At 69.2% G+C, this 23809-nt stretch carries 24 protein-coding genes; 12 read left to right on the top strand and 12 right to left on the bottom strand.

Features of this window, described 5'->3' with window-relative positions:
- The first annotated feature begins 87 nt into the window (after nt 1-87).
- A complete protein-coding gene (locus tag KBC94_RS18840; protein ID WP_294373436.1) occupies nt 88-1020 on the top strand; it encodes a LysR family transcriptional regulator in 933 nt (310 codons plus the stop codon).
- A 98-nt stretch (nt 1021-1118) separates the two neighbouring features.
- On the opposite strand, the gene ruvC is transcribed toward KBC94_RS18840, so the two are convergent.
- Genes ruvC through KBC94_RS18800 form a run of 8 tightly spaced genes read right to left on the bottom strand, consistent with a single transcriptional unit; the run spans nt 1119 to nt 8671 of the window.
- Complete coding sequence (ruvC, locus tag KBC94_RS18835) at nt 1119-1667, bottom strand: crossover junction endodeoxyribonuclease RuvC (protein ID WP_294373697.1); 549 nt, start codon at nt 1665-1667, stop codon at nt 1119-1121.
- 5 nt (nt 1668-1672) lie between these two features.
- Nucleotides 1673-2740 carry a phosphatidate cytidylyltransferase gene (locus KBC94_RS18830; RefSeq protein ID WP_294373434.1) on the bottom strand — a complete coding sequence of 356 codons (1068 nt, stop codon included), beginning with the start codon at nt 2738-2740 and terminating at the stop codon, nt 1673-1675.
- Nucleotides 2741-2755: 15 nt separating this feature from the next.
- Nucleotides 2756-3403: a lysophospholipid acyltransferase family protein gene (locus tag KBC94_RS18825; RefSeq protein ID WP_017761555.1), complete on the bottom strand. Its 648-nt coding sequence runs from the start codon at nt 3401-3403 to the stop codon at nt 2756-2758.
- A 22-nt stretch (nt 3404-3425) separates the two neighbouring features.
- Nucleotides 3426-4169 (bottom strand): monofunctional biosynthetic peptidoglycan transglycosylase, encoded by a 744-nt coding sequence (gene mtgA, locus KBC94_RS18820; RefSeq protein WP_294373694.1) that lies wholly within the window; start codon nt 4167-4169, stop codon nt 3426-3428.
- Complete coding sequence (gene aroE, locus KBC94_RS18815; RefSeq protein ID WP_294373432.1) at nt 4169-5035, bottom strand: shikimate dehydrogenase; 867 nt, start codon at nt 5033-5035, stop codon at nt 4169-4171. Before aroE ends, mtgA begins: the two co-directional genes overlap by 1 nt.
- A gap of 40 nt (nt 5036-5075) precedes the next feature.
- Entirely contained in the window at nt 5076-5942 is an 867-nt protein-coding gene (locus KBC94_RS18810; RefSeq protein ID WP_294373429.1) for an energy transducer TonB, read from the bottom strand.
- A 20-nt stretch (nt 5943-5962) separates the two neighbouring features.
- The gene (locus tag KBC94_RS18805; protein WP_294373428.1) at nt 5963-8035 is read right to left on the bottom strand and encodes a ribonuclease catalytic domain-containing protein; all 2073 of its coding nucleotides are present in this window, start codon (nt 8033-8035) and stop codon (nt 5963-5965) included.
- Nucleotides 8036-8083: 48 nt separating this feature from the next.
- A complete protein-coding gene (locus KBC94_RS18800; protein WP_294373423.1) occupies nt 8084-8671 on the bottom strand; it encodes a YqiA/YcfP family alpha/beta fold hydrolase in 588 nt (195 codons plus the stop codon).
- A 41-nt stretch (nt 8672-8712) separates the two neighbouring features.
- Between KBC94_RS18800 and rodA the strand changes: the two genes are divergently transcribed.
- The 3 genes from rodA to KBC94_RS18785 all read left to right on the top strand — a co-directional run bounded on the left by rodA (nt 8713) and on the right by KBC94_RS18785 (nt 12867).
- Complete coding sequence (gene rodA, locus KBC94_RS18795; RefSeq protein WP_294373420.1) at nt 8713-9867, top strand: rod shape-determining protein RodA; 1155 nt, start codon at nt 8713-8715, stop codon at nt 9865-9867.
- 194 nt (nt 9868-10061) lie between these two features.
- Nucleotides 10062-11522, top strand: coding sequence for a metalloprotease TldD (gene tldD / locus KBC94_RS18790; protein WP_294373415.1), 1461 nt, complete (start codon nt 10062-10064; stop codon nt 11520-11522).
- A gap of 229 nt (nt 11523-11751) precedes the next feature.
- Nucleotides 11752-12867 (top strand): 3-deoxy-7-phosphoheptulonate synthase, encoded by a 1116-nt coding sequence (locus KBC94_RS18785; protein ID WP_294373413.1) that lies wholly within the window; start codon nt 11752-11754, stop codon nt 12865-12867.
- A gap of 1 nt (nt 12868) precedes the next feature.
- On the opposite strand, the gene KBC94_RS18780 is transcribed toward KBC94_RS18785, so the two are convergent.
- Together KBC94_RS18780 and mpl are read right to left on the bottom strand one after the other, a co-directional pair.
- The gene (locus KBC94_RS18780; RefSeq protein ID WP_294373411.1) at nt 12869-13384 is read right to left on the bottom strand and encodes a cupin domain-containing protein; all 516 of its coding nucleotides are present in this window, start codon (nt 13382-13384) and stop codon (nt 12869-12871) included.
- Between the two features lie 19 nt (nt 13385-13403).
- Nucleotides 13404-14879 (bottom strand): UDP-N-acetylmuramate:L-alanyl-gamma-D-glutamyl-meso-diaminopimelate ligase, encoded by a 1476-nt coding sequence (gene mpl / locus KBC94_RS18775; RefSeq protein WP_294373408.1) that lies wholly within the window; start codon nt 14877-14879, stop codon nt 13404-13406.
- Nucleotides 14880-14948: 69 nt separating this feature from the next.
- Between mpl and KBC94_RS18770 the strand changes: the two genes are divergently transcribed.
- The 7 genes from KBC94_RS18770 (at nt 14949) to KBC94_RS18740 (ending at nt 21563) form a co-directional block, all read left to right on the top strand.
- Nucleotides 14949-15539, top strand: a complete 591-nt coding sequence (locus KBC94_RS18770; protein ID WP_017759074.1) for a hypothetical protein — start codon at nt 14949-14951, stop codon at nt 15537-15539.
- Nucleotides 15536-16084: a TlpA disulfide reductase family protein gene (locus KBC94_RS18765; protein ID WP_294373400.1), complete on the top strand. Its 549-nt coding sequence runs from the start codon at nt 15536-15538 to the stop codon at nt 16082-16084. Before KBC94_RS18770 ends, KBC94_RS18765 begins: the two co-directional genes overlap by 4 nt.
- Nucleotides 16085-16182: 98 nt before the next feature.
- On the top strand, nt 16183-16650 hold the full coding sequence (accB, locus tag KBC94_RS18760; RefSeq protein ID WP_017759072.1) for an acetyl-CoA carboxylase biotin carboxyl carrier protein: 468 nt from the start codon (nt 16183-16185) through the stop codon (nt 16648-16650).
- A gap of 126 nt (nt 16651-16776) precedes the next feature.
- A complete protein-coding gene (accC, locus tag KBC94_RS18755) occupies nt 16777-18126 on the top strand; it encodes an acetyl-CoA carboxylase biotin carboxylase subunit (RefSeq protein WP_017759071.1) in 1350 nt (449 codons plus the stop codon).
- A 142-nt stretch (nt 18127-18268) separates the two neighbouring features.
- Nucleotides 18269-19162 carry a 50S ribosomal protein L11 methyltransferase gene (gene prmA, locus KBC94_RS18750; RefSeq protein ID WP_294373396.1) on the top strand — a complete coding sequence of 298 codons (894 nt, stop codon included), beginning with the start codon at nt 18269-18271 and terminating at the stop codon, nt 19160-19162.
- Nucleotides 19159-20592, top strand: a complete 1434-nt coding sequence (locus KBC94_RS18745) for a DUF3426 domain-containing protein (protein ID WP_294373392.1) — start codon at nt 19159-19161, stop codon at nt 20590-20592. Before prmA ends, KBC94_RS18745 begins: the two co-directional genes overlap by 4 nt.
- A 68-nt stretch (nt 20593-20660) precedes the next feature.
- Nucleotides 20661-21563 carry a carbohydrate kinase family protein gene (locus tag KBC94_RS18740; protein ID WP_294373390.1) on the top strand — a complete coding sequence of 301 codons (903 nt, stop codon included), beginning with the start codon at nt 20661-20663 and terminating at the stop codon, nt 21561-21563.
- Between the two features lie 91 nt (nt 21564-21654).
- On the opposite strand, the gene KBC94_RS18735 is transcribed toward KBC94_RS18740, so the two are convergent.
- Nucleotides 21655-22230, bottom strand: coding sequence for a histone (locus tag KBC94_RS18735; protein ID WP_114801318.1), 576 nt, complete (start codon nt 22228-22230; stop codon nt 21655-21657).
- Nucleotides 22231-22424: 194 nt separating this feature from the next.
- A complete protein-coding gene (locus tag KBC94_RS18730; protein ID WP_294373690.1) occupies nt 22425-23585 on the bottom strand; it encodes a ribonucleotide-diphosphate reductase subunit beta in 1161 nt (386 codons plus the stop codon).
- Here KBC94_RS18730 and KBC94_RS18725 point away from each other — a divergent pair.
- A complete protein-coding gene (locus KBC94_RS18725) occupies nt 23500-23751 on the top strand; it encodes a hypothetical protein (RefSeq protein WP_294373730.1) in 252 nt (83 codons plus the stop codon). The genes KBC94_RS18730 and KBC94_RS18725 overlap by 86 nt on opposite strands.
- The last annotated feature ends 58 nt before the right edge of the window (nt 23752-23809 follow it).

The following is a 23809-nucleotide window of genomic DNA, read 5'->3' as shown; positions in this document are numbered from 1 at the left end:
TCTTGTGAAGTGGGCTGGATGCTATTCTTTGCGTGGCGTCTGCAGAATCCGCCGCTGCCGCCAAACGCCTTTGCGAGGTTTGCACAGATGGAATCGATCCGCTTCGCCGAATCCCTGGCCGTCTTCGTCGACGTGGCCGAGGCCGGCAGCTTCTCGGCGGTGGCGCGCCGACGCGGCATGGTGGCCTCGTCGGTGGCACGCCAGATCGATGCGCTGGAGCAGGACCTGAAGGTGCCGCTCTTCACCCGCTCCACCCGCGCGCTGGTGCCCACCGAGGCGGGCGTGCTGCTTCTGGAGCGGGCGCGCAAGATCCTGCGCGACATGACCGACGCGCGCAGCGAGGTCGTCTCGCTCGACCGCAGCGTGCAGGGCCTGCTGCGCGTGAGCTGCGTGCCGGCCTTCGGCCGCCGCCATGTGGTGCCGCACCTGGGCTCGCTGTTCGAGCGCCATCCTGCGCTGCGTGTGGAGCTGGAGTTGACCGAGCGCCTGGTCGATCCGGTCCTGGAGCGCTTCGACCTGGTGATCCGCATCGGCCCGCAGCCCGACAGCAGCCTGGTGGGCCAGCGCATCGGCAGCCAGCGCTACATCATGGGCGCCTCGCCCGCCTACCTGGCGCGCCACGGGCGGCCCGAACGCTTCGAGGACCTGGCCCATCACAGGCTGATCGACCGCCAGCACAGCACCAGCGCCCGTGGCTGGCGCGAGCTGGACGGCTTCGACTGGAGCCAGCCGCCGCACTTCGTGCTGGAGAGCGACGACTGCGACTCGCGTCGGCATTGCGCGGCGCAGGGCCTGGGCATCGCGCTGATGCCCAACTGGGCCATCGGCGAGGACCTGGCCGCCGGCCGCATCGTCGAGCTCCAGCTCGAAGGCGCGCCACGTCAGCCGGCCAGCGGCATCTACATGCTGCGGGCGGCGCCGCAGGCCAGCCTCAAGGTGCGGGCCTTCACGGAGCACCTGCTGGAGAGCATCGGCCGCTCTGCCAGCTGGGTGAGCGACACGGCGACTGCGCTGCAATAGGACGAGGTCCGACGCCGAACTCGGTGTCGCCGCTGCCTCGGTGCTCCCGTCCCGCCCTCAGCTCAAGCAACGGGCTGTTCGATGCATGCGTCGGGCCTTCAGCGCGAGCGTCCGCCCTTGTAGAGCCCACTGGCCCGCGGCTGCAGCGTGGTGGCCTCACCGAGCCGGGCGCGCACTCGGCCCACCTGCGCATGGGTGATGGCCAGCCCCAGCGCATCGGCCGCGTCGCTGCCGGGCAGGCCGGGCAACTCCAGCAGCCGGCGCACCATCTCCTGCACCTGCGCCTTGGCCGCACGGCCATGGCCGGCCACCGCCTGCTTCATCTGCGTGGCCGTGTACTCCGCCACCGGCAGGCCGTGGGTCACCAGGGCCGTCAGGCAGGCGCCGCGGGCCTGGCCCAGCAGCAGCGTGGACTGCGGGTTGACGTTGACGAACACGATCTCCACCGACGCCGCATCCGGCTGGTAGCGCTGGCTGAGCTCACCGATGCCATCGAACAGCACCTTGAGCCGCGCCGGCAGGTCGGTGCTGCCCAGGTGTCGCGTGCTGATGGTGCCGCTGGCCACATAGCGCAGCGAAGGGCCGTCCACATCCACCACGCCGAAGCCGGTGGTCTGCAAGCCAGGATCGATGCCGAGTACGCGCATCGTCCTCATGCGTTGAAGTACCAACGGACGGAGTGGAAGAAGATCGGCGCCGCGAAGCACAGCGCATCCACCCGATCCAGCAGGCCGTTGGCCCCGGTGATGCCCACGCCCTTGCGGCCCCAGTGCGGCACGCCGCGGTCGCGCTTGAGGGCCTTCATCACCAGGTGGCCCATGGAGCCCGCGACACAGGCCACCAGCGCGGCCACGAAGGCCTGCCAGAAATGGAAGGGCGTGATGAACGAAAGCAGCGCACCCACGAAGCTGGCCACGCCCATGCCTACGCCCCAACTGGCCCAGTTGAAGCTGCGGCTGACATGCGGCGCGATGGGGGCGCGGGGCCGCAGGATCTGGCGCAGCAGGCCGCCACGGCCGGGCGGCGCCGGTGGGCCGGCCTGGCTGTCGCTGCCGGAGGCGGCCAGGTGCCGATAGATCAGGTGCTGCACCAGCATGCAGGTCTGCACCGTCGCGACCAGGAAGAACACCAGGAAGGCGTTCTTGCCGGCGTAGCCGGGGAACTGCAGCAGCAGCAGCGCCGGCACATGCGACAGCCCGTAGACGCAGACCATGATGCCCCACTGCAGCTTGGCATTGCGCTCCAGGAAGTGGTCCGGGTCGTCCGCCAGCGCGGCGGCCGTGGGCAGCGCCAGGAAGGCATAGACCGGGATGAACACCGTGAACAGGTCGAAGCGGGCCGTGCCCACCAGCACGAACTGGATCGGCAGGACCACGAAGAAGGCCAGCAGCAGACTGCGATGGTCGCCGCGCCGCGTCGGCGATAGCGTGATGAACTCGCGCAGCGCCAGGAAGGCGATCAGGCCGAAGAGTACCGTGGCCACCGTCTCGCCGAGCGCCCAGCCGATCCAGAAGACGATGACCATCACCCAGGTGGTGCGCAGCAGGGCGCGCAGGTGCACGAGCTCCTCTTCCCAGGCCTCCCCGTGCACGGGGTTGCGGCGCTCGCGCAGGCCGACGAAGAAGAGGGCGGCGCTGACCAGGGCCAGGATGCCGAAGACCAGCAGGAAGAGGGCGGCCACCTGCTCCGAGGGGCCGAGGTTGCGAAGGAAGTTCTCCATGAGGCGCCGTCCTTCCTACACGTCGCGCAGGGCGATCACGGCCTCGCGCGCCCGGTCGAGGAAGGCCCGCCGCTCCTCGCCCGGCTCGATGCGGATGGGCGCGCCGAAGGTCACCGAGCAGAGGATGGGCACAGGCACCACCTCGCCCTTGGGCATGACGCGCTGGACGTTGTCGATCCAGGCCGGCACCAGCACCACCTCCGGGAACATCTGCGCCAGCGTGTAGAGGCCGGACTTGAACTTCTGCGGCACGCCCGTATGGCCGCGCGTGCCTTCGGGAAAGATGATGATCGAGTCGCCGCTCTTCAGCGCCTCGATCAGCGGCTGCAGCGGCGCCATCGGGTCGGGCGGCGCGGCGCCGTCCTCGGCCGGTGCGGGCGTGCCGCCGCGCTCCACATAGATGGCGTTGAAGACCTCGGTGGTGATCCAGCGCTTGAAGGGCGAATTGGCCCAGTAGTCGCGGGCCGCGATGGGCCGGGTGATGCTGCGCAGTTCGCCAGGCAGGGCGGCCCAGATCATGACCAGGTCGATGTGGCTCTGGTGGTTGGCGAAGTAGATGCGCTGCTCGGCCTTGGGCGGGCAGCCCCACCAGCGCGCCTGGGCCCCGGTGAGCAGGCGCGTGACGCCCAGCAGCAGGGCGCCCGTCAGCTTGGCAAGGTACATCGGGCGATGATACGGGCGGGGGTCAGGGCAGCTCGACCGCGCCCATGCGCGCAACGATGGTCGAAGCCCTGCCATTGAGGTAGGACGAGTAGGGCCGCTTCTCGTAGAACTTGGGGCTGGGCAGCATGACGGCCAGCCGCGCCGCCTCGCTGGCCGTCAGGCGGTCGGCGCCCTTGCCGAAGTAGTGGCGCGCCGCGGCCTCGGCACCGAAGACGCCTTCGCCCCATTCCACGCTGTTGAGGTAGATCTCCAGGATGCGGCGCTTGCCCAGGAAGAGCTCCAGCAGCTGCGTCAGCACCAGCTCCTGGCCCTTGCGCAGCAGCGTGCGTTCGCCCGACAGCAGCAGGTTCTTGGCCAGCTGCTGGCTGATGGTGGAGCCGCCACGCAGCTGCGGCGGGCGGGTGGGCCGACCCTGCGCGGCGGCACGGGCGGCCCGGCGCGCAGCCAGCTCCTCGGCGCGCGCGTTGCGCTGCCGGGCACGTTCGATGGCCTCCCATTCCACGCCGCCGTGTTCGACGAAGGCGGCATCCTCGCTGGCGATGACGGCGCGCTTGAGCGGATCGGCGATGCGTTCGTAGGGCAACCAGGTCTGGCTCCACTGTGCGCGCGGCCCGTCCTGCCGCGCGAGCCGCCACATCTCCGAGCGCTGGAAGCTGGTGGACTGCGGATCGAGCACCAGCATGAGCGCGATGCGCAGCAGGAAGAACAGCTGCAGCGCCACGCCTGCCAGCAGCAGACAGACCAGCCAGCGACCGAGCGGACGCATCATGCGGGCTTGGCGTCGACCAGGGCGCGCAGATCGGCCAGCACCGGCGCCGCATCGGGCCGCACGCCGCGCCACACGGCGAACGCCTCGGCCGCCTGCTCGACCAGCATGCCCAGGCCGTCTCGACCGATGGCGCCGTGGGCCTGGGCCCAGCCGATGAAGCCGGCGGCGGCGGGGCCGTACATCATGTCCACGGCCAGGGCGCCCTCGGCCAGCACGCTGGCCGGCACGGGCACGCCGTCACCCGCCAGGCTGGAGGCGGTGCCGTTGACGACGATGTCGAAGCGGGCATCGCCCAGGCCGTCCAGGCCGGCGGCCTGAAGCTCGCAATCCGTGCCGCGGGCCAGGTGGGCATGCTGCGCCACCAGCGCCTCGGCCTTGGCGGCGGTGCGGTTGGCCACCACCAGGCGCGAAGGCGCCGCCTCGATCAGCGGCCCCATCACGCCGGCCGCCGCGCCACCCGCGCCGATCAGCAGCACCCGCGCGCCCGCCAGCGCGCGGCCGGCATGGCGCACGATGTCGGCCACCAAGCCGGCGCCATCGGTGTTGTCGCCGTGCACATGGCCGTCCTCGTCGAAGCGCAGGGTGTTGACCGCGCCGGCCAGACGGGCGCGCGCGCTCAGGCGATCACCGGCCAGCGCGGCGGCGTCGAACTTGCAGGGCACCGTCACGTTGCAGCCGCCGGCCCGGTCGCCGGCCTCCTGCGCCTCACGGCGGAAGTCGGCCACGGCCTGCGCGAAGGCGCCCGGTGCGACCTCGCGGCGTCCGTAGTCCAGCGTCTGGCCGGTGAGTTGGGCGAAGCGGGCGTGGATCCACGGCGAGCGGCTGTGCGCCACCGGGTTGCCCATCACGCAGTAGCGGTCCATGGGGTTCTGATGCGGTCGAAGGAAAAAGGCGGGGGACGGCTCACTGCGGCGTGGCGGACACCTGGGTCTCCAGCGTCTCGTCGCGGGTGAAGCGGAAGCGCGAGGGCAGCACGATCTGGTCGGCCTGGCGGCGCATGGCGTCGGTGAAGGTGCCGAAGTTGCCCAGGCTGCGCACGATGGCCTGGGCGCGGCGGTCCAGGTCGGCATTGCCGGAGCTTTCCACCAACTCGGTCGCCAGCAGGCGGCCGTCGTGGTTGACGGTGATCAGCAGCGTGAGCTGGCCATAGAGCTTCTGGCCCCGCGCCTCGGGAAAGTTCAGCGTGCCGCGCGCCTCGATGCGCCGGCGCAGCGCATCCACGTAGCCCGCATAGGCCACCTCGCGCGTGGAGGGGCTGATGTAGCGGCGCTTGGGGCGGGCGTTCTCTTCGTTGACACGGCGTTCGATCTCGGCGAGCAGGTCCAGCAGCTGGCGCCGGCGCTCTTCCTGCGCCGTGCTGTCGGCGGTCTGGCCGGTGCGGCTGGGGTCGGGCGCGGGCAGGGCGGCCAGTTGTTTGCGCACGCGGGCCAGCAGCATCTGCTGCTGCTCCTGCAGCGCCTCGATGCGGCGCTGGGCGTCCTGGTCGGAATCGCCGACGGCGCGGAAGGCCGAGGGCGGCAGCGGGCTGGTGGCGCGGCCCCGCTCCAGGTCGCCGCCGCCGGCAAGCGTGGCCTGGGCCAGGGCCGCCGGCTTGGCCGGCAGGTCGGTCTGCGAACTGCGGGCGTTGACCAGGATGATCTCCAGCGGCGACTCCTGCAGCACGCGGTCGAAGGCGGCCGGGTCGGCCACGCGCACGCCCAGCACCGCCGCATGCACCAGCACCGACACACCCAGTGCCATCTGCAGCGGAGTCAGGTCGGCCAGGCGCATGGCGGAGAAGCGATGCAGGATCAGGCCGCGGGGGCGGGCGCGGGGGCCTCGGGTTCGGCGTCGTTCACATCGACGGCGATGGTCAGCGCGCCGGTGGCGGCTTCTTCCTCGTCGGCCTCGGCATCGTCGGCGGCGGGTGAGGCCTCGGCGTCCAGGCGCTCGATCACGCTGCCGTTGACGGCCAGCGCGATCTCGTCGATGCCGCCCAGGCGCAGCCGGATGCGGGCGCCGCGCGGCAGGCCCTGGGCACCGATCACCGGCAGCACCAGCGGCAGCGTGTCGGCGCGGGCCAGCGCCTCGCCGCCGCCGGCGTCGCGCACCAGCGTGGCCTCCAGCTCGCGGATGCCGTGCTGCTGCAGGTACTTGAGCGTCCAGAAGCGCTCCATGCCGGACTGGTAGGCGTTGTAGGTGGTGTAGGCCGCGTCGAAGCCGGAGAGGATGGAGAGCAGGCCTGCGTCCTTGGGCTTGAAGGGCGCGGCCAGCGCAGCGGTCTTGCCGTGGCGCGCGGCCGCGATGATCTGCCACTGGTTGACCAGATCGGTGTAGCGGCGCAGCGGCGAGGTGCTCCACGCATAGGCCTTCACGCCCAGGCCGGCATGCGGCAGGGCCTTGGTGCCCATGCGCACCTTGATGCCGGGCGCCAGGCTGGCCTGGCTGCGGTAGAGCGCGGGCACGCCCAGCTCGCCCAGCCAGCCGCCCCAGCTGCTGTTGGCCAGGATCATGGCCTCGGAGACGATCAGGTCCAGCGGCGCGCCGCGGCGGCGGGTCGTGATCTGCACGGTCTCGCTGCCGTCGGGCTCGGGTCGGTCCTCATGGCCGACCAGGCGGAAGTTGTAGTCGGGGCGGTTGAAGCTCTCGGGCTTGCCGCGCACCACTTCGCGCTGCGCCTTCAGCGCCTTGGCCAGACGGAACAGGAAGGCCAGCGGCGCATGCAGGCGCTGCGCCTCGGCGGGGCCACCGGTGGGGGCGGGCGCCTCGAGCCAGGTTTCGTCGATCACCGCATCGAGCTGGTCGTGGCGCAGGTTGGCGACCACCGGCACACGTTCGATCTTCGTCTCGATCCCCTGCAGCGCCAGCGTGGCCTCGTCGAAGCGGGCATAGAGCGACACCGCCGGGCGCGGCGCGCCTTCGAGCAGGGTGTAGGTCTGCACCACGGCGTCGGGCAGCATGGTGATCTTGTGACCCGGCATGTAGACGGTGGACATGCGCGCGCGCGCCACCTGGTCCAGCGCGTCGCCGGGCGCCAGCGCCAGGCCGGGCGCCGCGATGTGCACGCCGACGGTCACCGTGCCGCTGCCCAGGCCTTGCACCGACAGCGCATCGTCGATCTCGGTGGTCTGCGAGTCGTCGATGGAGAAGGCTTCCACACCCTCGGCCAGCAGCAGGTCGTCCGCCACCGCGGGCGCGCTGAGCGAAGCCGGAAAGCCCGTGCCCTTGGGGAAGTTCTCGAACAGGAAGCGCTTCCAGTGGAACTGGTAGGACGAGTCGATGGCGCCGGCGGTGGTCAGCAGCTCCAGTGGCGGGCGCTGGGCGGTGCGGGCGGCCTCGACCACGGCCTTGTATTCGGGCGCGTTCTTGTCGGGCTTGAAGAGGATGCGGTAGAGCTGCTCGCGGATGGGCGCCGGGCAGCGGCCGGCCACCAGTTCGGCCGACCATTCGCCGATCTGCGCCTGGATGGCTTTCTTCTTCTCGATGGCGGCCAGGGCCTGCTGCACGATCTCGGCGGGTGCCTTGCGGAAACGCCCCTTGCCGCTGCGGCGGAAGTAGTGGGGCGCGTCGAACAGGGCGAAGAGGGCGGCGGCCTGCTGCGCCAGCGTGGGCTTGTCGCTGAAATAGTCGGCCGCGAGTTCGGCGAAACCGAATTCCTCGTCGGACGCGAATTCCCAAGCCAAGTCCAGGTCCATCGTGGCGGCCAGCGCGCGCGCTTCGGCGATCAGCTCGGCGGGCGCCGGCTTGTCGAAACGCAGCACGATGTTGGCGCCCTTGACCTTGACGCGCTTGCCGCTATCGAGCTCCACCTGCGCCGACGCTTCGGCCTCGGACAGCACACGGCCGCCGAGGTACTTGCCGGCTTCTTCGAACAACACAAACATCTGGCGATTGTCACACGCGCCCCGCGGCGCGCCGGGCCCGCGGCGGGCTCAGGCCGGTTGCAGGAAGGCGATCACGGCGTCCAGGTGGGTCGTCTCGAAATCGGACAGCGCATGGTCGCCGCCCTCGACCACGCGCAGCAGGCTGCCGGGGTAGCGCGCCGTCATCTCGCGCCAGTCCAGCACCTCGTCGCCCTTGGCGATCACGGCCATCAGGCGCTCCGGGTGCGGCAGCGCGCCGGCCTGCAGGGCGCGCAGCTCGTCGATGTACTCGGGGCGGAAGAAGAAGTGCGCCTCGGGGTCGTGCCAGGCCGTCTGTTCGCCAATGTATTTTTCGAGGTCGCGTGCCGGATCGACGGCCGGGTTGACCAGCGCCGCACGGCAGCCGGTGTGCGCCGCCAGCCAGGTCGCATAAAAGCCGCCGAGCGAGGAGCCGACCACGGCCATCCTGTCGCTGGGCCAGTCGGCGGTGCCCTGCGCGATCAGTTCTGCCGCCGCGCGCGGCGAGGGCGGCAGCTGCGGGCACCACCAGTGCACCGCCGGATGCCGCGCCGCCATCCGCGCCGCCATCAGCCGCGCCTTGGCCGATTGGGGCGACGAGCGAAAGCCATGCAGGTAGAGCAGGTGGGTGGTCGACATTTGCCGCACTGTAGCGGCGCACGCGGATAATCGCGCGCCTCATGTCTGCCGTCTTCCAGCGCCCCTCGCTCCTGCGCCGCATCGCGCCTGTGTTCCAGGGCTTCGACGTCCTGCTGGTGCTCGCGCTGGTGGTGCTGGCCTCGATCGGCATGGTCGCCATGTACTCCTCCGGCTACGACAGCGGCACCCGCTTCTCGGACCATGGCCGCAACATGCTGCTGGCAGCGGGCATCATGTTCCTGGGGGCCCAGGTGCCGCCGCAGCGGCTGATGAGCCTGGCGGTGCCCCTGTATGCGTTCGGCGTCACGCTGCTGGTGGCGGTTGCGCTGTTCGGCGTCACCAAGAAGGGCGCCACGCGGTGGCTGAACGTGGGCGTGGTGATCCAGCCCAGCGAGATCCTGAAGATCGCCATGCCGATGATGCTGGCCTGGTGGTTCCAGCGCCGCGAGGGCCAGCTGCGGCCGCTGGACTTCGTCGTCTCCTTCGTGCTGCTGGCGGTGCCGGTGGGCCTGATCATGAAGCAGCCCGACCTGGGCACCTCGCTGCTGGTGCTGGCGGCCGGGCTGTCGGTGATCTTCTTCGCCGGCCTGCCCTGGAAGCTGATCGTGCCGCCGGTCATCGTGATCGCCGTGGTCGTGACGCTGATCGTCTGGTACGAGCCGCAGCTGTGTGCCGACGGCGTGGACTGGCGCATCCTGCACGAGTACCAGCGCCAGCGCGTGTGTACGCTGCTGGATCCCTTTCGCGACCCGCTGGGCAAGGGCTTCCACATCATCCAGGGCATGATCGCCATCGGCTCCGGCGGCCTGGGCGGCAAGGGCTTCATGCAGGGCACGCAGACGCACCTGGAGTTCATTCCCGAGCGCACCACCGATTTCATCTTTGCCGCGTATTCCGAGGAATTCGGCCTGGCCGGCAACCTGTTCCTGATCTGCGGCTTCATCTTCCTGATCTTCCGCGGGCTGGCCATCGCCTCGTCGGCGCCGACGCTGTTCTCGCGGCTGCTGGCCGGCGCCGTGACGATGATCTTCTTCACCTATGCCTTCGTGAACATGGGCATGGTCAGCGGCATCCTGCCGGTGGTGGGCGTGCCGCTGCCCTTCGTCAGCTATGGCGGCACGGCCATGGTCACGCTGGGGCTGGGGCTGGGCATCCTGATGTCGATCGCGCGCTCGCGGCGCCTGATGCAGACCTGATCTTCCGGTCGTCGCGCCAAGCCTGTCGCATCTGGCGAGCGCTTGCGCCGTCGGCCCCGCGCCCCGATCCGGCTCTACGCGCCCCGACCCGTCTGCAGCAGCCGCGCGCGCAGCGTTGGCATTGCCCCTGATCCCCGGCCTGCCGATCCGCGAGGACGGGGGCAGCGTCCGGAGGCGCGAGCAATAATCTGCCGATGATCTCCCGCGAACCCACCCTCGAGCGCCTGGCCACGGCGCAGCAGCTGTTGCTTACGCCCTTCGGGCTTGACGAGACGCACCTCGCCAAGGCCCTGGCCGAGATCCGCGCACACAAGGTGGACGACGCGGATCTGTACTTCCAGTACACGCGCGCCGAGGGCTGGAGCCTGGAGGAAGGCATCGTCAAGACGGGCAGTTTCTCCATCGACCAGGGCGTGGGCGTGCGGGCGGTGAGCGGCGAGAAGACCGCCTTTGCCTATTCCGACGACATCTCCGAGGCCTCGCTGCTCGATGCCGCCCGCACCGTGCGCGCCATCGCCGCGGCGGGCAAGTCGGGCCGGGTCAAGGCGCCCGCGCGCAAGGTGGCGCCCAGTCGCCAGCTCTACGGTGGCATCGATCCCATCGCCACACTCGACAGCACGGCCAAGGTGGCGCTGCTCGAAAAGGTCGAGAAGCTGGCCCGCAGCCGCGACCCGCGCATCGCGCAGGTCATGGCGGGTCTGGCGAGCGAATACGACGTGGTGCTGGTGGCGCGCGCCGACGGCACGCTGGCCGCCGACGTGCGGCCGCTGGTGCGCCTGTCGGTCACGGTCATCGCCGAACAGAACGGCCGCCGCGAGATCGGCTCCGGCGGCGGCGGCGGCCGCTTCGGTCTGGCCTATTTCGGCGATGAGCAAATCGCCGAGTACGTGGACCATGCCGTCAATTCGGCCCTGACCAACCTCGAGTCGCGCCCGGCCCCGGCCGGCGAGATGACCGTGGTGCTCGGCCCCGGCTGGCCCGGCATCCTGCTGCACGAGGCCGTGGGCCACGGCCTGGAAGGCGACTTCAACCGCAAGGGTTCCAGCGCCTTCAGCGGCCGCCTCGGCCAGCGCGTGGCGGCCAAGGGCGTCACGGTGCTGGACGACGGCACCATCGCCGACCGCCGCGGTTCGCTCAACGTGGACGACGAGGGCAACCCCAGCCAGCGCAATGTGCTGATCGAGGACGGCATCCTCAAGGGCTACATCCAGGATTCGCTCAACGCCCGCCTGATGGGCGTGGCGCCCACCGGCAACGGCCGGCGCGAAAGCTACGCGCACCTGCCCATGCCGCGCATGACCAACACCTACATGCTCGGCGGCGACCGCCATCCGGACGAGATCGTCGCCAGCATCGACAAGGGCCTGTACGCCATCAACTTCGGCGGCGGCCAGGTCGACATCACCAGCGGCAAGTTCGTGTTCTCGGCCAGCGAGGCGTGGTGGGTCGAGAAGGGCAAGCTGCTCTACCCGGTCAAGGGCGCCACCATCGTCGGCAACGGCCCGGACGCGCTGACGCGCGTGAGCATGATCGGCAACGACATGAAGCTGGACACCGGCGTGGGCACCTGCGGCAAGGAAGGCCAGAGTGTGCCGGTGGGCGTGGGCCAGCCCACACTGCGCATCGACCGCCTCACCGTCGGCGGCACGGCCTGAACATAAATACAGCTTGGCAAGCCGTTTTCACGTGCTAGAGTCGCGCTCCATGTTCGCTCAACGCGCTTATTACTTTGCCTACTTTTGGTTCCCGGACTCCGGCGGACGAGAGGCGCGCGCGTAAACGCAACAACCCAACCCTCAAAAACCGCCGGTGCCAAAAGCCCGGCGGTTTTTTTTCGTCCCCCCGTTTTCCGTCACACATCAACCCACAAGAAGGATCGTTCCCATGAACAGCAGCAACGCCACCGCCAATCCCTGGTATGCGCCCGTCGAGAAAACAAGCCAGACCGACGACGAACGCATCAAGGACATCAACGTGCTGCCCCCTCCGGAACACCTCATCCGCTTCTTCCCCATCCACGGCACGGCCGTCGAGAAGCTGATCACCGACACCCGCCGCAACATCCACAACATCATGGCCGGCCAGGACGACCGGCTGCTGGTGGTGATGGGGCCGTGTTCCATCCATGACCCCGCCGCGGCGCTCGACTACGCCCGCCGCCTGAAGGTCGAGCGCGAAAAGTACGCCGACTCGCTGGAGATCGTGATGCGCGTGTACTTCGAGAAGCCGCGCACCACCGTCGGCTGGAAGGGCCTGATCAACGACCCGTACCTGGACGAGAGCTACCGCATCGACGAGGGCCTGCGCATGGCGCGCCAGTTGCTCATCGACATCAACCGCCTGGGCCTGCCGGCGGGCAGCGAGTTCCTGGACGTGATCTCGCCCCAGTACATCGGCGACCTGATCGCCTGGGGCGCCATCGGCGCGCGCACCACCGAGAGCCAGGTGCACCGCGAGCTCGCCTCTGGCCTGTCGGCGCCCATCGGCTTCAAGAACGGCACCGACGGCAACATCCGCATCGCCACCGACGCCATCCAGGCGGCGGCGCGCGGCCACCACTTCCTGTCGGTGCACAAGAACGGCCAGGTCGCCATCGTGCAGACCAATGGCAACAAGGATTGCCACGTGATCCTGCGTGGCGGCAAGGCACCCAACTACGACGCCGCCAGCGTCGAGACCGCCTGCCGCGACCTCGAGGCCGCCGGGCTGCCCCCCACGCTGATGGTGGACTGCAGCCATGCCAACAGCAGCAAGCAGCACCAGAAACAGGTCGACGTGGCACGGGACATCGCGGAGCAGATCGCCGGCGGCAGCCGCAAGGTCTTCGGCGTGATGGTGGAAAGCCACATCCAGGCCGGCGCGCAGAAGTTCTCGCCGGGCAAGGATGTGCCGTCGGCGCTGGAATACGGCAAGAGCATCACCGACGCCTGCCTGGGGTGGGACGATTCGCGCAGCCTGCTGGATGTGCTGTCGCAGGCGGTGAAGAAACGTCGCGGTTGAATCAGATGAAGGAAGCCAGTGCGGGCCAGTGGTGCCGCACGGCGGCGGCCACCTCGCCCTGGGCATCCATCAGCGTGAAGTCGGCGAAGTCGAAGCCCGGCGCGACGGCGCAGGCGGCCAGCGTGTAGTCGCCGGCGCTGTGCGTGGCCACGGGTTGCGCCGCCTGCCACTGGCCGGCGGGCACCACGTGCTGGGGGCGGCCGCCGTGGACGTCCACCGGGGCCAGGCGAACATGGGCCGGCGCCGTGCGGAAGGCGGCGTCGGCGGTCCACAGGGTGAGCGGCACGCCCTCCAGATGCACCCAGAGTTCGTCCGACAGCACCTGGTGCCAGCGCGAATGCTGGCCGGCCTCCAGCAGGAAGTAGATGCTGGTCAGTGCCGCACGCGGTCCCCGGTGGTCGGCGGGCTGCACCGGGGTCGGTGCGCGGAACACCTCGCGGTACCAACCGCCCTCGGGATGGGGCTGCAGTTGCAGCGTCTCGATCAGCTGCCGGGCGCGCGATGTGGCTTGGGCCATGTGGTGGGTTCTCCGGCGTTCAGGCGGCCTGCAATGCGGCGATCAGCTTGCCATGGATACCGCCGAAGCCGCCATTGCTCATGCAAACCAGATGGTCGCCCGGTCGCGCAGCAGCGGCCACGGCCTCGACCAGGCTGTCGACGTTGTCGAAGCAGACCGCGCGTTCGGCCATCGGCGCGAGCGCGTCGGCCACGTCCCAGTCCAGGCCGGCCGTGTGGCAGAAGGCGAGGGCGGCGTCGCGCAGGCTGCCCGGCAACTGGGCGGCCATGGTGCCGAGCTTCATGGTGTTGCTGCGCGGCTCGAAGATCGCCACGATGCGCTCGCCCTGGCGCCCGTCGGCGTCCAGCCGCTGGCGCAGGCCATCCAGCGTGGTCTGGATGGCGGTCGGATGGTGGGCGAAGTCGTCGTAGACGCGGATCGGCTCGCCGCCCTGCCGCGCCACTTCGCCGCGCAGTTCCATGCGGCGTCGCACATTGCGGAAGCGGCAGAGCGCCTCGGCGGCCTGCGCCGGCGCCACGCCCACATGCTCGGCCGCGGCGATGGCGGCCAGCGCGTTGGCCTGGTTGTGCTGGCCGCTCAGCGCCCACTCGACGCGGCCGACCACCTCGTCGCCGCGCAGCACGTCGAAGGCATGGGCGGGGCCGCGGGCGCGCCACGGTGCTTCCGGCGCCTCGCCGAAGCGGGCGACTTCGCTCCAGCAGCCCTGGGCCAACACCCGCTCCAGGCTCTGTTCGCCCGCGTGGACGACCAATCGGCCGGTGGAGGGCACGGTTCGCACCAAGTGGTGGAATTGCCGCTCGATGGCCGCCAGGTTGTCGAAGATGTCGGCGTGGTCGAACTCCAGGTTGTTCAGCACCGCCGTGCGCGGCCGGTAGTGGACGAACTTGCTGCGCTTGTCGAAGAAGGCGGTGTCGTACTCGTCGGCTTCGATGACGAAGGGGGCTGGATGGCTTGCTTGCGCCGCGGAAGCGACGGCCGCTTCTTCCATGCCCGTCGAGGCGAGGGCTTCGGCAGCCCCGCGACCCAGGCGCGCGGAAACGCCGAAGTCCAGCGGCACGCCGCCCACCAGGAATCCGGGCTGCAGGCCCGCCTGCTCCAGCACCCAGGTCAGCATCGAGGTGGTCGTGGTCTTGCCATGGGTGCCGGCCACGGCCAGCACATGGCGGCCCTGCAGCACATGCTCGGCCAGCCACTGCGGGCCGCTGGTGTAGGGCGCGCCGGCGTCCAGGATCGCTTCCATCAGCGGGAACTTGGGACGGCCATCGGCCAGTCGCGCACGGGAGACGACATTGCCGATCACGAACATGTCGGGCGCGAGCGCCAACTGGTCCGCGCCATAGCCTTCGAGCAGTTCGATGCCGAGCTCGCGCAACTGGGTGCTCATCGGCGGATAGACGCCCGCATCACAGCCGGTGACGCGGTGGCCGGCCTCGCGGGCCAGGGCGGCCAGGCCACCCATGAAGGTGCCGCAGATGCCGAGGATGTGAATATGCATCGGCGGATTCTAGGAAGGGCCGCAGGGCCGTCCGCCCCGGGGCCGGCCTCGGGGCGGCACAATGCGCCGATGGACTCCGCCAAGCGCGACATCGCTGCCGCCGCTGCCCGCCTCATCGTGGAGGAGGGGCTCGAATACGGCCCTGCCAAGCGCCGTGCCCTGCGCGACCTCGGCCTGCCGCAACGCACGGCCCTGCCCGGCAACGACGAGGTCGAGGAGGAGGTGCGCGACTACATCCGCATCTTCTGCGCCGACACCCAGCCGGCCGAACTGCAGGCACTGCGACGGCTGGCGCTCGAATGGATGGAGCACATGGCGGCCTTCAGGCCGCATCTCGGGGGGTCTGTCTGGCACGGGACCGCCACCCGCCTGAGCGACATCTATATCCAGCTGTTCTGCGATGACTCCAAGTCGGCGGAAATCGCGCTCATCGACCACCGTGTCGAGTACGAGCCCCGTACCGTGACCGGCTTCCACGGCGAAAGCGTCGAGGCGCTCAGCGTCCATGCCCGCAGCCGCGAACTGGGTACCGAAGTGGGGGTGCACCTGATGATCTATGACCTGGACGACCTGCGCGGTGCCTTGCGGCCCGACAGCCAGGGGCGCACACCCCGGGGCGATCTGGCGTCGGTCCGGCGCTTGGTGGAGGAGGGGCAATGACAGCCAACCGTCGGCAGTGGCTGGCGTATGGCGGTGCCGCCGCGGTGGCCGCCGGCGCGGGCCTGGCACTGTGGCGGCATCGTGAACAGCCGCAGGTCGGCGTGTCGGCGACGGGGGAGGTCCCGGACGCGCTGTGGTCGCTGCGCCTCCCGCGGCCCGGCGGTGGCGAGCTGGCCCTCGCGGCGCTGCGCGGCAAGCCGACGCTGGTCAATTTCTGGGCGACCTGGTGTCCCCCCTGTGTCGAGGAGATGCCGCTGCTCGACCGTTTCCACCGCGAAAACACGGCCAATGGTTGGCAGGTGGTCGGCATCGCCGTCGATCGCGCGGAGCCCGTGGACAGGTTCCTGGCGCGGCTTCCGGTGGTTTTCCCGATCGGCATCGCAGGCGCGCAGGCCCTGTCGCTGGTCAAGGCTTTGGGCAATGACAGCGGCGGCCTGCCCTTCACGCTCGTGCTCGATTCGGGCGGTGCCGTGCGCGACCGTAGAATGGGCAAGGTCGAGCCGGCTGACCTGCAGGCTTGGCAGCGCGCAGTGGTTCACGGCTAGAATCCGCGACCTTCTCGGCAGATGGCGTCAAAACGCCGACGTACGCCGACTTTCAAGCAAGTTCGATAGACGGCCTCCGCGGCCGGCGCTGGAGAATCATGGATCTGCGCAAACTCAAGACACTGATCGACCTGGTGTCTGAATCCAATATTTCCGAACTCGAGATCACCGAAGCCGAAGGCAAGGTGCGCATCGTCAAGGCGGGCGAAGCCGCCCCCGTTCAGTATGTCCAGGCTGCCATGCCCGCGGCAGCGGCGCCTGCCGTCATGGCGGCTGCCCCGGCAGCGCAAGCTGCGGCGCCGGCCGCTGCGTCCGCAGAGGCGGCGCCCTCGGGCCATGTGGTGAAGTCGCCCATGGTCGGCACGTTCTACCGCTCCTCCAGTCCCGGCGCCGCCGCGTTCGTGGAGGTCGGCTCCCAGGTGAAGGAGGGCGACACCCTCTGCATCATCGAGGCGATGAAGATCCTCAACGAGATCGAGGCCGACAAGTCGGGCACCGTCAAGCAGATCCTCGGCGAGAACGGCCAAGCCGTCGAATACGGCCAGCCGCTGTTCATCATCGAGTGAGCGCCTGAATGTTCAAGAAGATCCTGGTCGCGAACCGCGGCGCTCGCGCGCTGGCGCGGACGGCCGAAGGCCGGCACATCGCACTGGCACGCGCAGCGTGCGGGCGATCGCGCCGCGGAGGCTGCAATGTTTAAGAAGATCCTGGTCGCGAACCGCGGCGAGATCGCCCTGAGGATCCAGCGCGCCTGCAGCGAACTGGGCATCAAGGCGGTCATGGTGTATTCCGAGGCCGACCGCGAGGCCAAGTACGTCAAGCTGGCCGAAGAGGCCGTGTGCATCGGCCCGGCTCCGTCGTCGCAGAGCTACCTCAACATGCCGGCCATCATCTCGGCCGCCGAGGTCACGGATGCCGAGGCCATCCATCCCGGCTACGGCTTCCTCTCGGAAAACGCCAACTTCGCCGAACGGGTGGAGCAGAGCGGCTTCCAGTTCATCGGCCCCACACCCGAGTCGATCCGCATCATGGGCGACAAGGTGTCGGCCAAGCAGGCCATGATCAAGGCCGGCGTGCCCTGCGTGCCCGGCTCCGATGGTGAGCTGTCGGATGATGCGACGGCCAACAAGCGCATCGCCCGCGCCATCGGCTATCCGGTGATCATCAAGGCCGCGGGCGGCGGCGGTGGCCGCGGGATGCGCGTGGTGCACACCGAAGCCGCGCTGGTCAATGCGATCCAGATGACCAAGGCCGAGGCGGCCGCGGCCTTCAACAATCCGGCGGTTTACATGGAGAAGTTCCTCCAGAACCCGCGGCACATCGAGATCCAGATCCTCGCGGACAAGCACAAGAACGCCGTCTACCTGGGCGAGCGCGACTGCTCCATGCAGCGCCGCCACCAGAAGGTGATCGAGGAGTCGCCCGCGCCCGGCATCCCACGCAAGCTGATCGAGAAGATCGGCGAGCGCTGCGCCGCCGCCTGCAAGAAGATCGGCTACCGCGGCGCCGGCACCTTCGAGTTCCTGTACGAGAACGGCGAGTTCTATTTCATCGAGATGAACACCCGCGTGCAGGTGGAGCATCCGGTGACGGAGCTGGTGACCGGCATCGACATCGTGAAGACGCAGATCATGGTCGCCGCCGGCGAGAAGCTGCCCTTCACCCAGCGCCAGATCCAGCTCAAGGGCCATGCCATCGAGTGCCGGATCAACGCCGAAGATCCGTACAAGTTCACGCCGTCGCCGGGCCGCATCACCATGTGGCATCCGCCGGGCGGTCCCGGCGTGCGCGTCGATTCGCACGTCTACACGAACTACTTCGTGCCGCCCAACTACGACTCGATGATCGGCAAGCTGATCGTCTACGGCGACACGCGCGAGCAGGCCATGGCCCGCATGCGCACGGCGCTCAACGAGACGGTGGTCGAGGGCATCCTGACCAACATCCCGCTGCACCGCGAGCTGATGGTGGACGCCAAGTTCATGGCCGGCGGCACCAACATCCACTATCTGGAAGAGTGGATGGCCGCCCACAAGCGCTAGTCGGCGCGCGGACCTGGGCGGGGCGACCCGCACCGGCGATACTTTGTGAAGACTTGCGCCGCGGCCCGGCCTTCCGGTCCGCGGCGCGTTCGTTATGGGGCCGCGTGGCATGGGCGCGCGGCCCGTTGAGGAAAGGCGATTCATGTTCGAACTGCGGCTCTTGGCGCCCGAAGACCGGGTCGAGGTGGTGGGCGATGCGCTCGATGCGCTCGATGCCCTCTCCGTCTCGGTGGAGGACGCCGATGCCCACACCGAGGCAGAGCAGGCCCTGTTCGGCGAGCCCGGCATGCCGCCGCCGCGCGAAGGCTGGCAGCGCTCGCGCGTGGTGGCCCTCTTCGACACCCGCGCCAAGGCCGACGAGGCCGCCGCGCTGCTTCAGGCGCAGGACTTCTTCGAAGGCTGCAGCCTGGCGGGCATCGCCGAAGTGCCCGAGCAGGACTGGGTGCGGCTGACCCAGTCGCAGTTTGCGCCGGTGGAGATCACCGGGAGCTTCTGGATCGTCCCGACCTGGCATGAGCCGCCCGCGCAGGCCGTGGAGGTGATCCGCCTCGATCCGGGCCTGGCGTTCGGCACCGGCACGCATCCGACCACGCGCATGTGCCTGCGCTGGATCGCGACCCAGCCGGCCAACGTGCTGGGTTCGCGCGTGCTCGACTACGGTTGCGGCTCGGGCATCCTGGCCATCTGCGCCGCGAAGTTCGGCGCCACCGAGATCGATGCCGTCGACATCGACGAGGCGGCCGTGGAATCGACCCGCCTCAATGCCGATGCCAATGCCGTCGAGCTCTCGCCCGGCCTGCCCGAGCGGGCCCAGGGCGAATACGACACCGTGCTTGCCAACATCCTGGCCACACCCCTCAAGGTGCTGGCGCCGCTGCTCTGCGCCCACGTGCGACCGGGCGGCCACCTGGTGCTGGCCGGCATTCTGGCGCGGCAGGCCGACGAGTTGAAGGGGGCTTATGCGCCCTGGATCGCGCTCGAGGTCGCCGACACCGAAGACGGCTGGATCCTGATGACCGGCCGCCGCGCGGCATGAGTCTCGTCACCCGCTGTCCGTCCTGCGCGACCGCCTTCAAGGTGGTGCGCGACCAGTTGCGGCTGTCCGACGGATGGGTGCGCTGTGGCCGTTGCGGCGAGGTGTTCGATGCGCAGTCCGACCTGCGCGAGCAGTTGCCTGACGGTCGCTGGGTGGTGCTGGCGGCGCCCGCCTCCGGGGGCGCATGGCCTGTCGCGGAGCCGGGGGCTGCGGCGGGGCTGGGCGACGCGGAGTCGGCCTCTGCGATGCGGGACGCAGAGAGTGTGCCGGTGGACGACGATGTGCCCGGCGCAGCGTCGCCCTCGCTGTCTGCCAACACTTCGCCGACCGCCCAGCCCTGGCCCTCTGTCGACTGGCTCGATCTGTCTGCGGGTGGTGCGACATCTGCGCCCCCGGCGGCTGAACGCATCGAGCCCCGGATGCGTGCGCGCGACGACCTGCTGGATCTGGCGCAGCCCGAAGACAGGGCGGCGTCGACGCAGGATGCCCAGGCGCCGTCGGCGTCCTCCATGCCCTCGGCCATCCCCGGGCGCCCGGCGGCCGACGCGGCGCAGGTCGGCCGCGTCCTGCGCCGCGGTCGCGCATGGGTGAATGCCGAGCCCACCGCGCTCGCCGCCTTCCTGCGGCCCGGTCGCGCCGCGGTACAGCCGCGCCCGGCCCCCTTCGAGCCCTCGCTGGAGTCGGATCTGCCGCCGGCCCCGGTCGTCCCCGCGCCGGATGCGGGCCTTGACCGCCCATCCCTAGACGCCGACATCGACGAAGCGCAGGGACAGGCGCCCCAGCCGTTGGTCGAAGCGTCCCCGACGGCGGAGTCGACCCCGCCGTCGTCCGCTCTGCCGATGGCCGATGAGCCGGCTGCCCGTGACGACCTGGCGGCGCCGCCGTTCACCCCGTTGCGCCCCAGCTTTCTGGACACGCCGGACGCGCCAGAAGAAGGCGGGGCGCCGCGTCGCCGCCGCTTCTGGCTGTGGTCGCTGGCCGCACTGGGCCTGCTGATCGTGCTGGGCGCGCAGGTGATGCGGCATGAACGCGACCAGTGGGCGCTGTCCCGGCCAGCCCTGCTGCCGTTGCTGACGGCCGTGTGCCAGGCGACGGCCTGCACGATCGAGGCACCGCGCCGCATCGACGACATCCGCGTGGATGGCTCCACGTTGATGCGCGACGGCGCGGAAGGCCGCTACCGGCTGGTCTTCACGCTGCGCAATGCGGCGCCGGTGGCCGTGGCCATGCCGGCGATCGAACTGTCCTTGCTCGACGGCTCCGAACGCCCGGTGCTGCGGCGCGTCGTCCAGCCGGTCGAGATGGCGCGTGCTGCCGTATTGCCGGGCCGGGCCGAAGAGGAGGTCGCGCTGGCGCTCGAGTTGCACGCGGCGGCCGGCCGGCCGCTGCCTTCCGTGGTGGGCCACAGCGTGCTCGCCTTCTATCCCTGAGGCCGACGGTCATACCGTGCCCGCGGCTTCGCCTTGTCTCCCACCGCTTCTGCAGGATTGATCCCGCCATGGCTTCCGTGATCTGCGGCTCGCTCGCATTCGACACCATCATGACCTTCGAGGGTCGCTTCGCCGAGCAGATCCTGCCCGACCAACTGCACATCCTGAACGTGTCCTTCCTGGTGCCCGGCCTGCGCCGGGACTTCGGCGGCTGCGCCGGCAACATCGCCTACAGCCTGAATGCGCTGGGCGGTCGCGCCCTGCCCATGGCGGCCGTGGGCAGCGATGGCGCCGACTACGTGCAGCGCCTGAAGGAGTTGGGCGTGGGCACCGAGTTCATCCTGCAGCTGGACGACAGCTACACAGCGCAGGCCATGATCATGACCGACCGCGACAACAACCAGATCACGGCCTTCCACCCGGGCGCGATGCAGCAGGCCCACCTCAACCGCATCGAGGCACGCGAGGACATCCGCCTGGGCATCATCGCGCCCGACGGCCGCGAGGCGATGCTGCAGCATGCCGCGCAGTTCAAGGCTGCCGGCGTTCCCTTCGTCTTCGATCCGGGCCAGGGCCTGCCCATGTTCGACGGCAAGGACCTGGCCCACTTCATCGATCAGGCCGACTGGGTCGTGGTCAACGACTATGAAGGCCGCATGCTCAGCGAGCGCACGGGCTGGAGCACGGCCGAGATCTCGCGCCGCGTGCGCGGCATGGTGGTCACCCTGGGCGCCGAGGGCTGCGATGTGTGGGTGGGTGGTGAGGCGACGCGCGTGGCGCCCGTGACGCCCGAGGCCGTGGTCGATCCCACCGGCTGTGGCGACGCCTGGCGCGGCGGCCTGCTGTATGGTCTGGAGCAGGGCTGGGATCTGGTGCGTTGCGCCGAACTGGGCAATCGTCTTGGCGCGCTCAAGATCGCACAGCGCGGCCCCCAGAACTACCAGGTCGACCGCGCCGCGCTGGGCCTCTGAGCGGGCTCGCGACGCGGCAATAAAAAACCCGGCGCCTTGCGGTCGCCGGGTTCGGGCGTCGAAGGCCGCTGGCGCGGCGCTTCGTTCAGCCTCAGGGCTTGCTGGCCGTGGGGAAGGGCCAGGCGGCCTGCGGGCTCAGCGTGGTCTGTGCTGCAGGGGCTGCAGCGGCGGGCGCGGGCGCAGCCGCAGGGGCAGGCGCTTTCGCAGGGGCAGGCTTCTTGGCGGCGGCCTTCTTGGCAGCGGCCTTCTTGGCGGGGGCCTTGGGGGCCGCAGCCGTCTTGGCCGCCGTCGTCTTCTTGGCGGCGACCTTCTTGGCCGGTGCAGCCTTCTTGGCGGCGACCTTCTTCGCAGGTGCTGCTGCCTTCTTGGCTGCAACCTTCTTCGCCGGCGCTGCGGCCTTCTTGGCGGGCGCAGCCTTCTTCGCCGCGACCTTCTTGGCCGGTGCCGCCTTCTTGGCCGCAACCTTCTTCGCCGGCGCTGCCTTCTTGGCCGGTGCCGCCTTCTTCGCTGCGACCTTCTTTGCCGGTGCAGCCTTCTTGGCGGCGACCTTCTTTGCCGGTGCGGCAGCCTTCTTGGCCGGAGCCGCCTTCTTCGCCGCGACCTTCTTGGCCGGAGCGGCCTTCTTTGCAGCGACCTTCTTGGCCGGAGCCTTCTTTGCAGTTGCCATTTCTTTCTCCTTGATCAAGTTGGAAATCAACCTTCGAATTGCACCGGCCGCCCGTGTGCCTGCGGCCAGCGATCCGTGACGTCGGGGCACACCCCGCCACCACGAATGGGAAAGCCCCGGACGCCGCACTCTGGGGTGCGTCTGGCGTCCGGGGCGGGTCTCAGATCCATTCGTCCTTCAGGAAAGAGGCGTGCTCAGTCCCATGAGAGCGCGCCACCCGACTGGTATTCGATCACGCGGGTTTCGAAGAAATTGCGCTCTTTCTTCAGGTCGATCATTTCGCTCATCCAGGGGAACGGGTTTTCTTCGTTCGGGAAGAGCGCTTCCAGGCCGATCTGTGTGGCACGCCGGTTGGCGATGTAGCGCAGGTAGCCCTTGAACATGGAGGCATTCATGCCGAGCACGCCGCGGGGCATGGTGTCTTCGGCATAGCGGTATTCGAGCTCGACCGCCTTCTGGAACAGGGCCTTGATCTCGGCCTTGAACTCGGGCGTCCACAGATGCGGGTTCTCGAGCTTGAGCTGGTTGATCAGGTCGATGCCGAAGTTGCAGTGCATCGACTCGTCGCGCAGGATGTACTGGTACTGCTCGGCGGCACCGGTCATCTTGTTCTGGCGTCCGAGCGCGAGGATCTGCGTGAAGCCGACGTAGAAGAACAGGCCTTCCATCAGGCAGGCGAAGACGATCAACGACTTCAGCAGCGTCTGGTCGGTCTCGGGCGTGCCGGTCTTGAAGTCGGGGTCCATGATCGCGTCGATGAACGGGATCAGGAACTCGTCCTTGTCGCGGATCGACTGGACTTCGTTGTAGGCGTTGAAGATCTCGGACTCGTCCAGGCCCAGCGACTCCACGATGTACTGGTAGGCATGGGTGTGGATCGCTTCCTCGAAGGCCTGGCGCAGCAGGAACTGGCGGCATTCGGGCGCGGTGATGTGCCGGTAGGTGCCCAGCACGATGTTGTTGGCGGCGAGCGAATCGGCGGTGACGAAGAAGCCGAGATTGCGCTTGACGATGCGGCGCTCGTCCTCGGTCAGGCCGTTCGGGTCCTTCCACAGAGCGATGTCGCGATTCATGTTGACCTCCTGCGGCATCCAGTGATTGGCGCAGGTGGCGAGGTACTTTTCCCAGGCCCACTTGTACTTGAAGGGCACAAGCTGGTTGACGTCGGTCTGGCCGTTGATGATGCGCTTGTCGGCGGCATTCACGCGGCGCGCGGCGGCAGTCGTGGCAGCACCGGGTTGCACAGCAGCAGGAGCGCTGAAGCTGTGCGTGGCCAGCGCCGGCTGTGCAAAGGAAGCGGGGGAGGAAGGGGATGCCATCGACCGGCCTGCGGCCATGTCCGATGCATTCGACAGTGCGCCCGAATTGGAGGGCTTGACTTCGTCGTCCCAGGTCAACATAGAAAAATCCAATGCTCAATTATCAGAGCAACGACACGCGATTGAAAAGTTCTTCGGCTGTGTCGTTGCTGAATTTTGTTGTGCCTGGGCATCGGGTCTGTCGTCCGATGCCCCGACATGAAGGCATGCGTTCCTGCTTTGCGCAGGAACGCATGCAGCAACGCGCGACGCGCGCTGGA

The sequence above is a fragment of the Pseudacidovorax sp. genome (assembly GCF_017991995.1).
In the GTDB taxonomy this organism is placed as follows: Bacteria; Pseudomonadota; Gammaproteobacteria; order Burkholderiales; family Burkholderiaceae_C; genus Xenophilus.
The sequence above is the reverse complement of the archived record's forward strand: the minus strand, read 5'-3'. Positions and strand labels throughout refer to the sequence as shown.

What these genes read in the sequence shown, in the direction of transcription:
- KBC94_RS18840 (WP_294373436.1), top strand. Translation starts at nt 88, where the DNA reads ATGGAATCGATCCGCTTCGCCGAATCCCTGGCCGTCTTCGTCGACGTG.
- ruvC (WP_294373697.1), bottom strand. Translation starts at nt 1,667, where the DNA reads ATGCGCGTACTCGGCATCGATCCTGGCTTGCAGACCACCGGCTTCGGC.
- KBC94_RS18830 (WP_294373434.1), bottom strand. Translation starts at nt 2,740, where the DNA reads ATGGAGAACTTCCTTCGCAACCTCGGCCCCTCGGAGCAGGTGGCCGCC.
- KBC94_RS18825 (WP_017761555.1), bottom strand. Translation starts at nt 3,403, where the DNA reads ATGTACCTTGCCAAGCTGACGGGCGCCCTGCTGCTGGGCGTCACGCGC.
- mtgA (WP_294373694.1), bottom strand. Translation starts at nt 4,169, where the DNA reads ATGCGTCCGCTCGGTCGCTGGCTGGTCTGTCTGCTGCTGGCAGGCGTG.
- aroE (WP_294373432.1), bottom strand. Translation starts at nt 5,035, where the DNA reads ATGGACCGCTACTGCGTGATGGGCAACCCGGTGGCGCACAGCCGCTCG.
- KBC94_RS18810 (WP_294373429.1), bottom strand. Translation starts at nt 5,942, where the DNA reads ATGCGCCTGGCCGACCTGACTCCGCTGCAGATGGCACTGGGTGTGTCG.
- KBC94_RS18805 (WP_294373428.1), bottom strand. Translation starts at nt 8,035, where the DNA reads ATGTTTGTGTTGTTCGAAGAAGCCGGCAAGTACCTCGGCGGCCGTGTG.
- KBC94_RS18800 (WP_294373423.1), bottom strand. Translation starts at nt 8,671, where the DNA reads ATGTCGACCACCCACCTGCTCTACCTGCATGGCTTTCGCTCGTCGCCC.
- rodA (WP_294373420.1), top strand. Translation starts at nt 8,713, where the DNA reads ATGTCTGCCGTCTTCCAGCGCCCCTCGCTCCTGCGCCGCATCGCGCCT.
- tldD (WP_294373415.1), top strand. Translation starts at nt 10,062, where the DNA reads ATGATCTCCCGCGAACCCACCCTCGAGCGCCTGGCCACGGCGCAGCAG.
- KBC94_RS18785 (WP_294373413.1), top strand. Translation starts at nt 11,752, where the DNA reads ATGAACAGCAGCAACGCCACCGCCAATCCCTGGTATGCGCCCGTCGAG.
- KBC94_RS18780 (WP_294373411.1), bottom strand. Translation starts at nt 13,384, where the DNA reads ATGGCCCAAGCCACATCGCGCGCCCGGCAGCTGATCGAGACGCTGCAA.
- mpl (WP_294373408.1), bottom strand. Translation starts at nt 14,879, where the DNA reads ATGCATATTCACATCCTCGGCATCTGCGGCACCTTCATGGGTGGCCTG.
- KBC94_RS18770 (WP_017759074.1), top strand. Translation starts at nt 14,949, where the DNA reads ATGGACTCCGCCAAGCGCGACATCGCTGCCGCCGCTGCCCGCCTCATC.
- KBC94_RS18765 (WP_294373400.1), top strand. Translation starts at nt 15,536, where the DNA reads ATGACAGCCAACCGTCGGCAGTGGCTGGCGTATGGCGGTGCCGCCGCG.
- accB (WP_017759072.1), top strand. Translation starts at nt 16,183, where the DNA reads ATGGATCTGCGCAAACTCAAGACACTGATCGACCTGGTGTCTGAATCC.
- accC (WP_017759071.1), top strand. Translation starts at nt 16,777, where the DNA reads ATGTTTAAGAAGATCCTGGTCGCGAACCGCGGCGAGATCGCCCTGAGG.
- prmA (WP_294373396.1), top strand. Translation starts at nt 18,269, where the DNA reads ATGTTCGAACTGCGGCTCTTGGCGCCCGAAGACCGGGTCGAGGTGGTG.
- KBC94_RS18745 (WP_294373392.1), top strand. Translation starts at nt 19,159, where the DNA reads ATGAGTCTCGTCACCCGCTGTCCGTCCTGCGCGACCGCCTTCAAGGTG.
- KBC94_RS18740 (WP_294373390.1), top strand. Translation starts at nt 20,661, where the DNA reads ATGGCTTCCGTGATCTGCGGCTCGCTCGCATTCGACACCATCATGACC.
- KBC94_RS18735 (WP_114801318.1), bottom strand. Translation starts at nt 22,230, where the DNA reads ATGGCAACTGCAAAGAAGGCTCCGGCCAAGAAGGTCGCTGCAAAGAAG.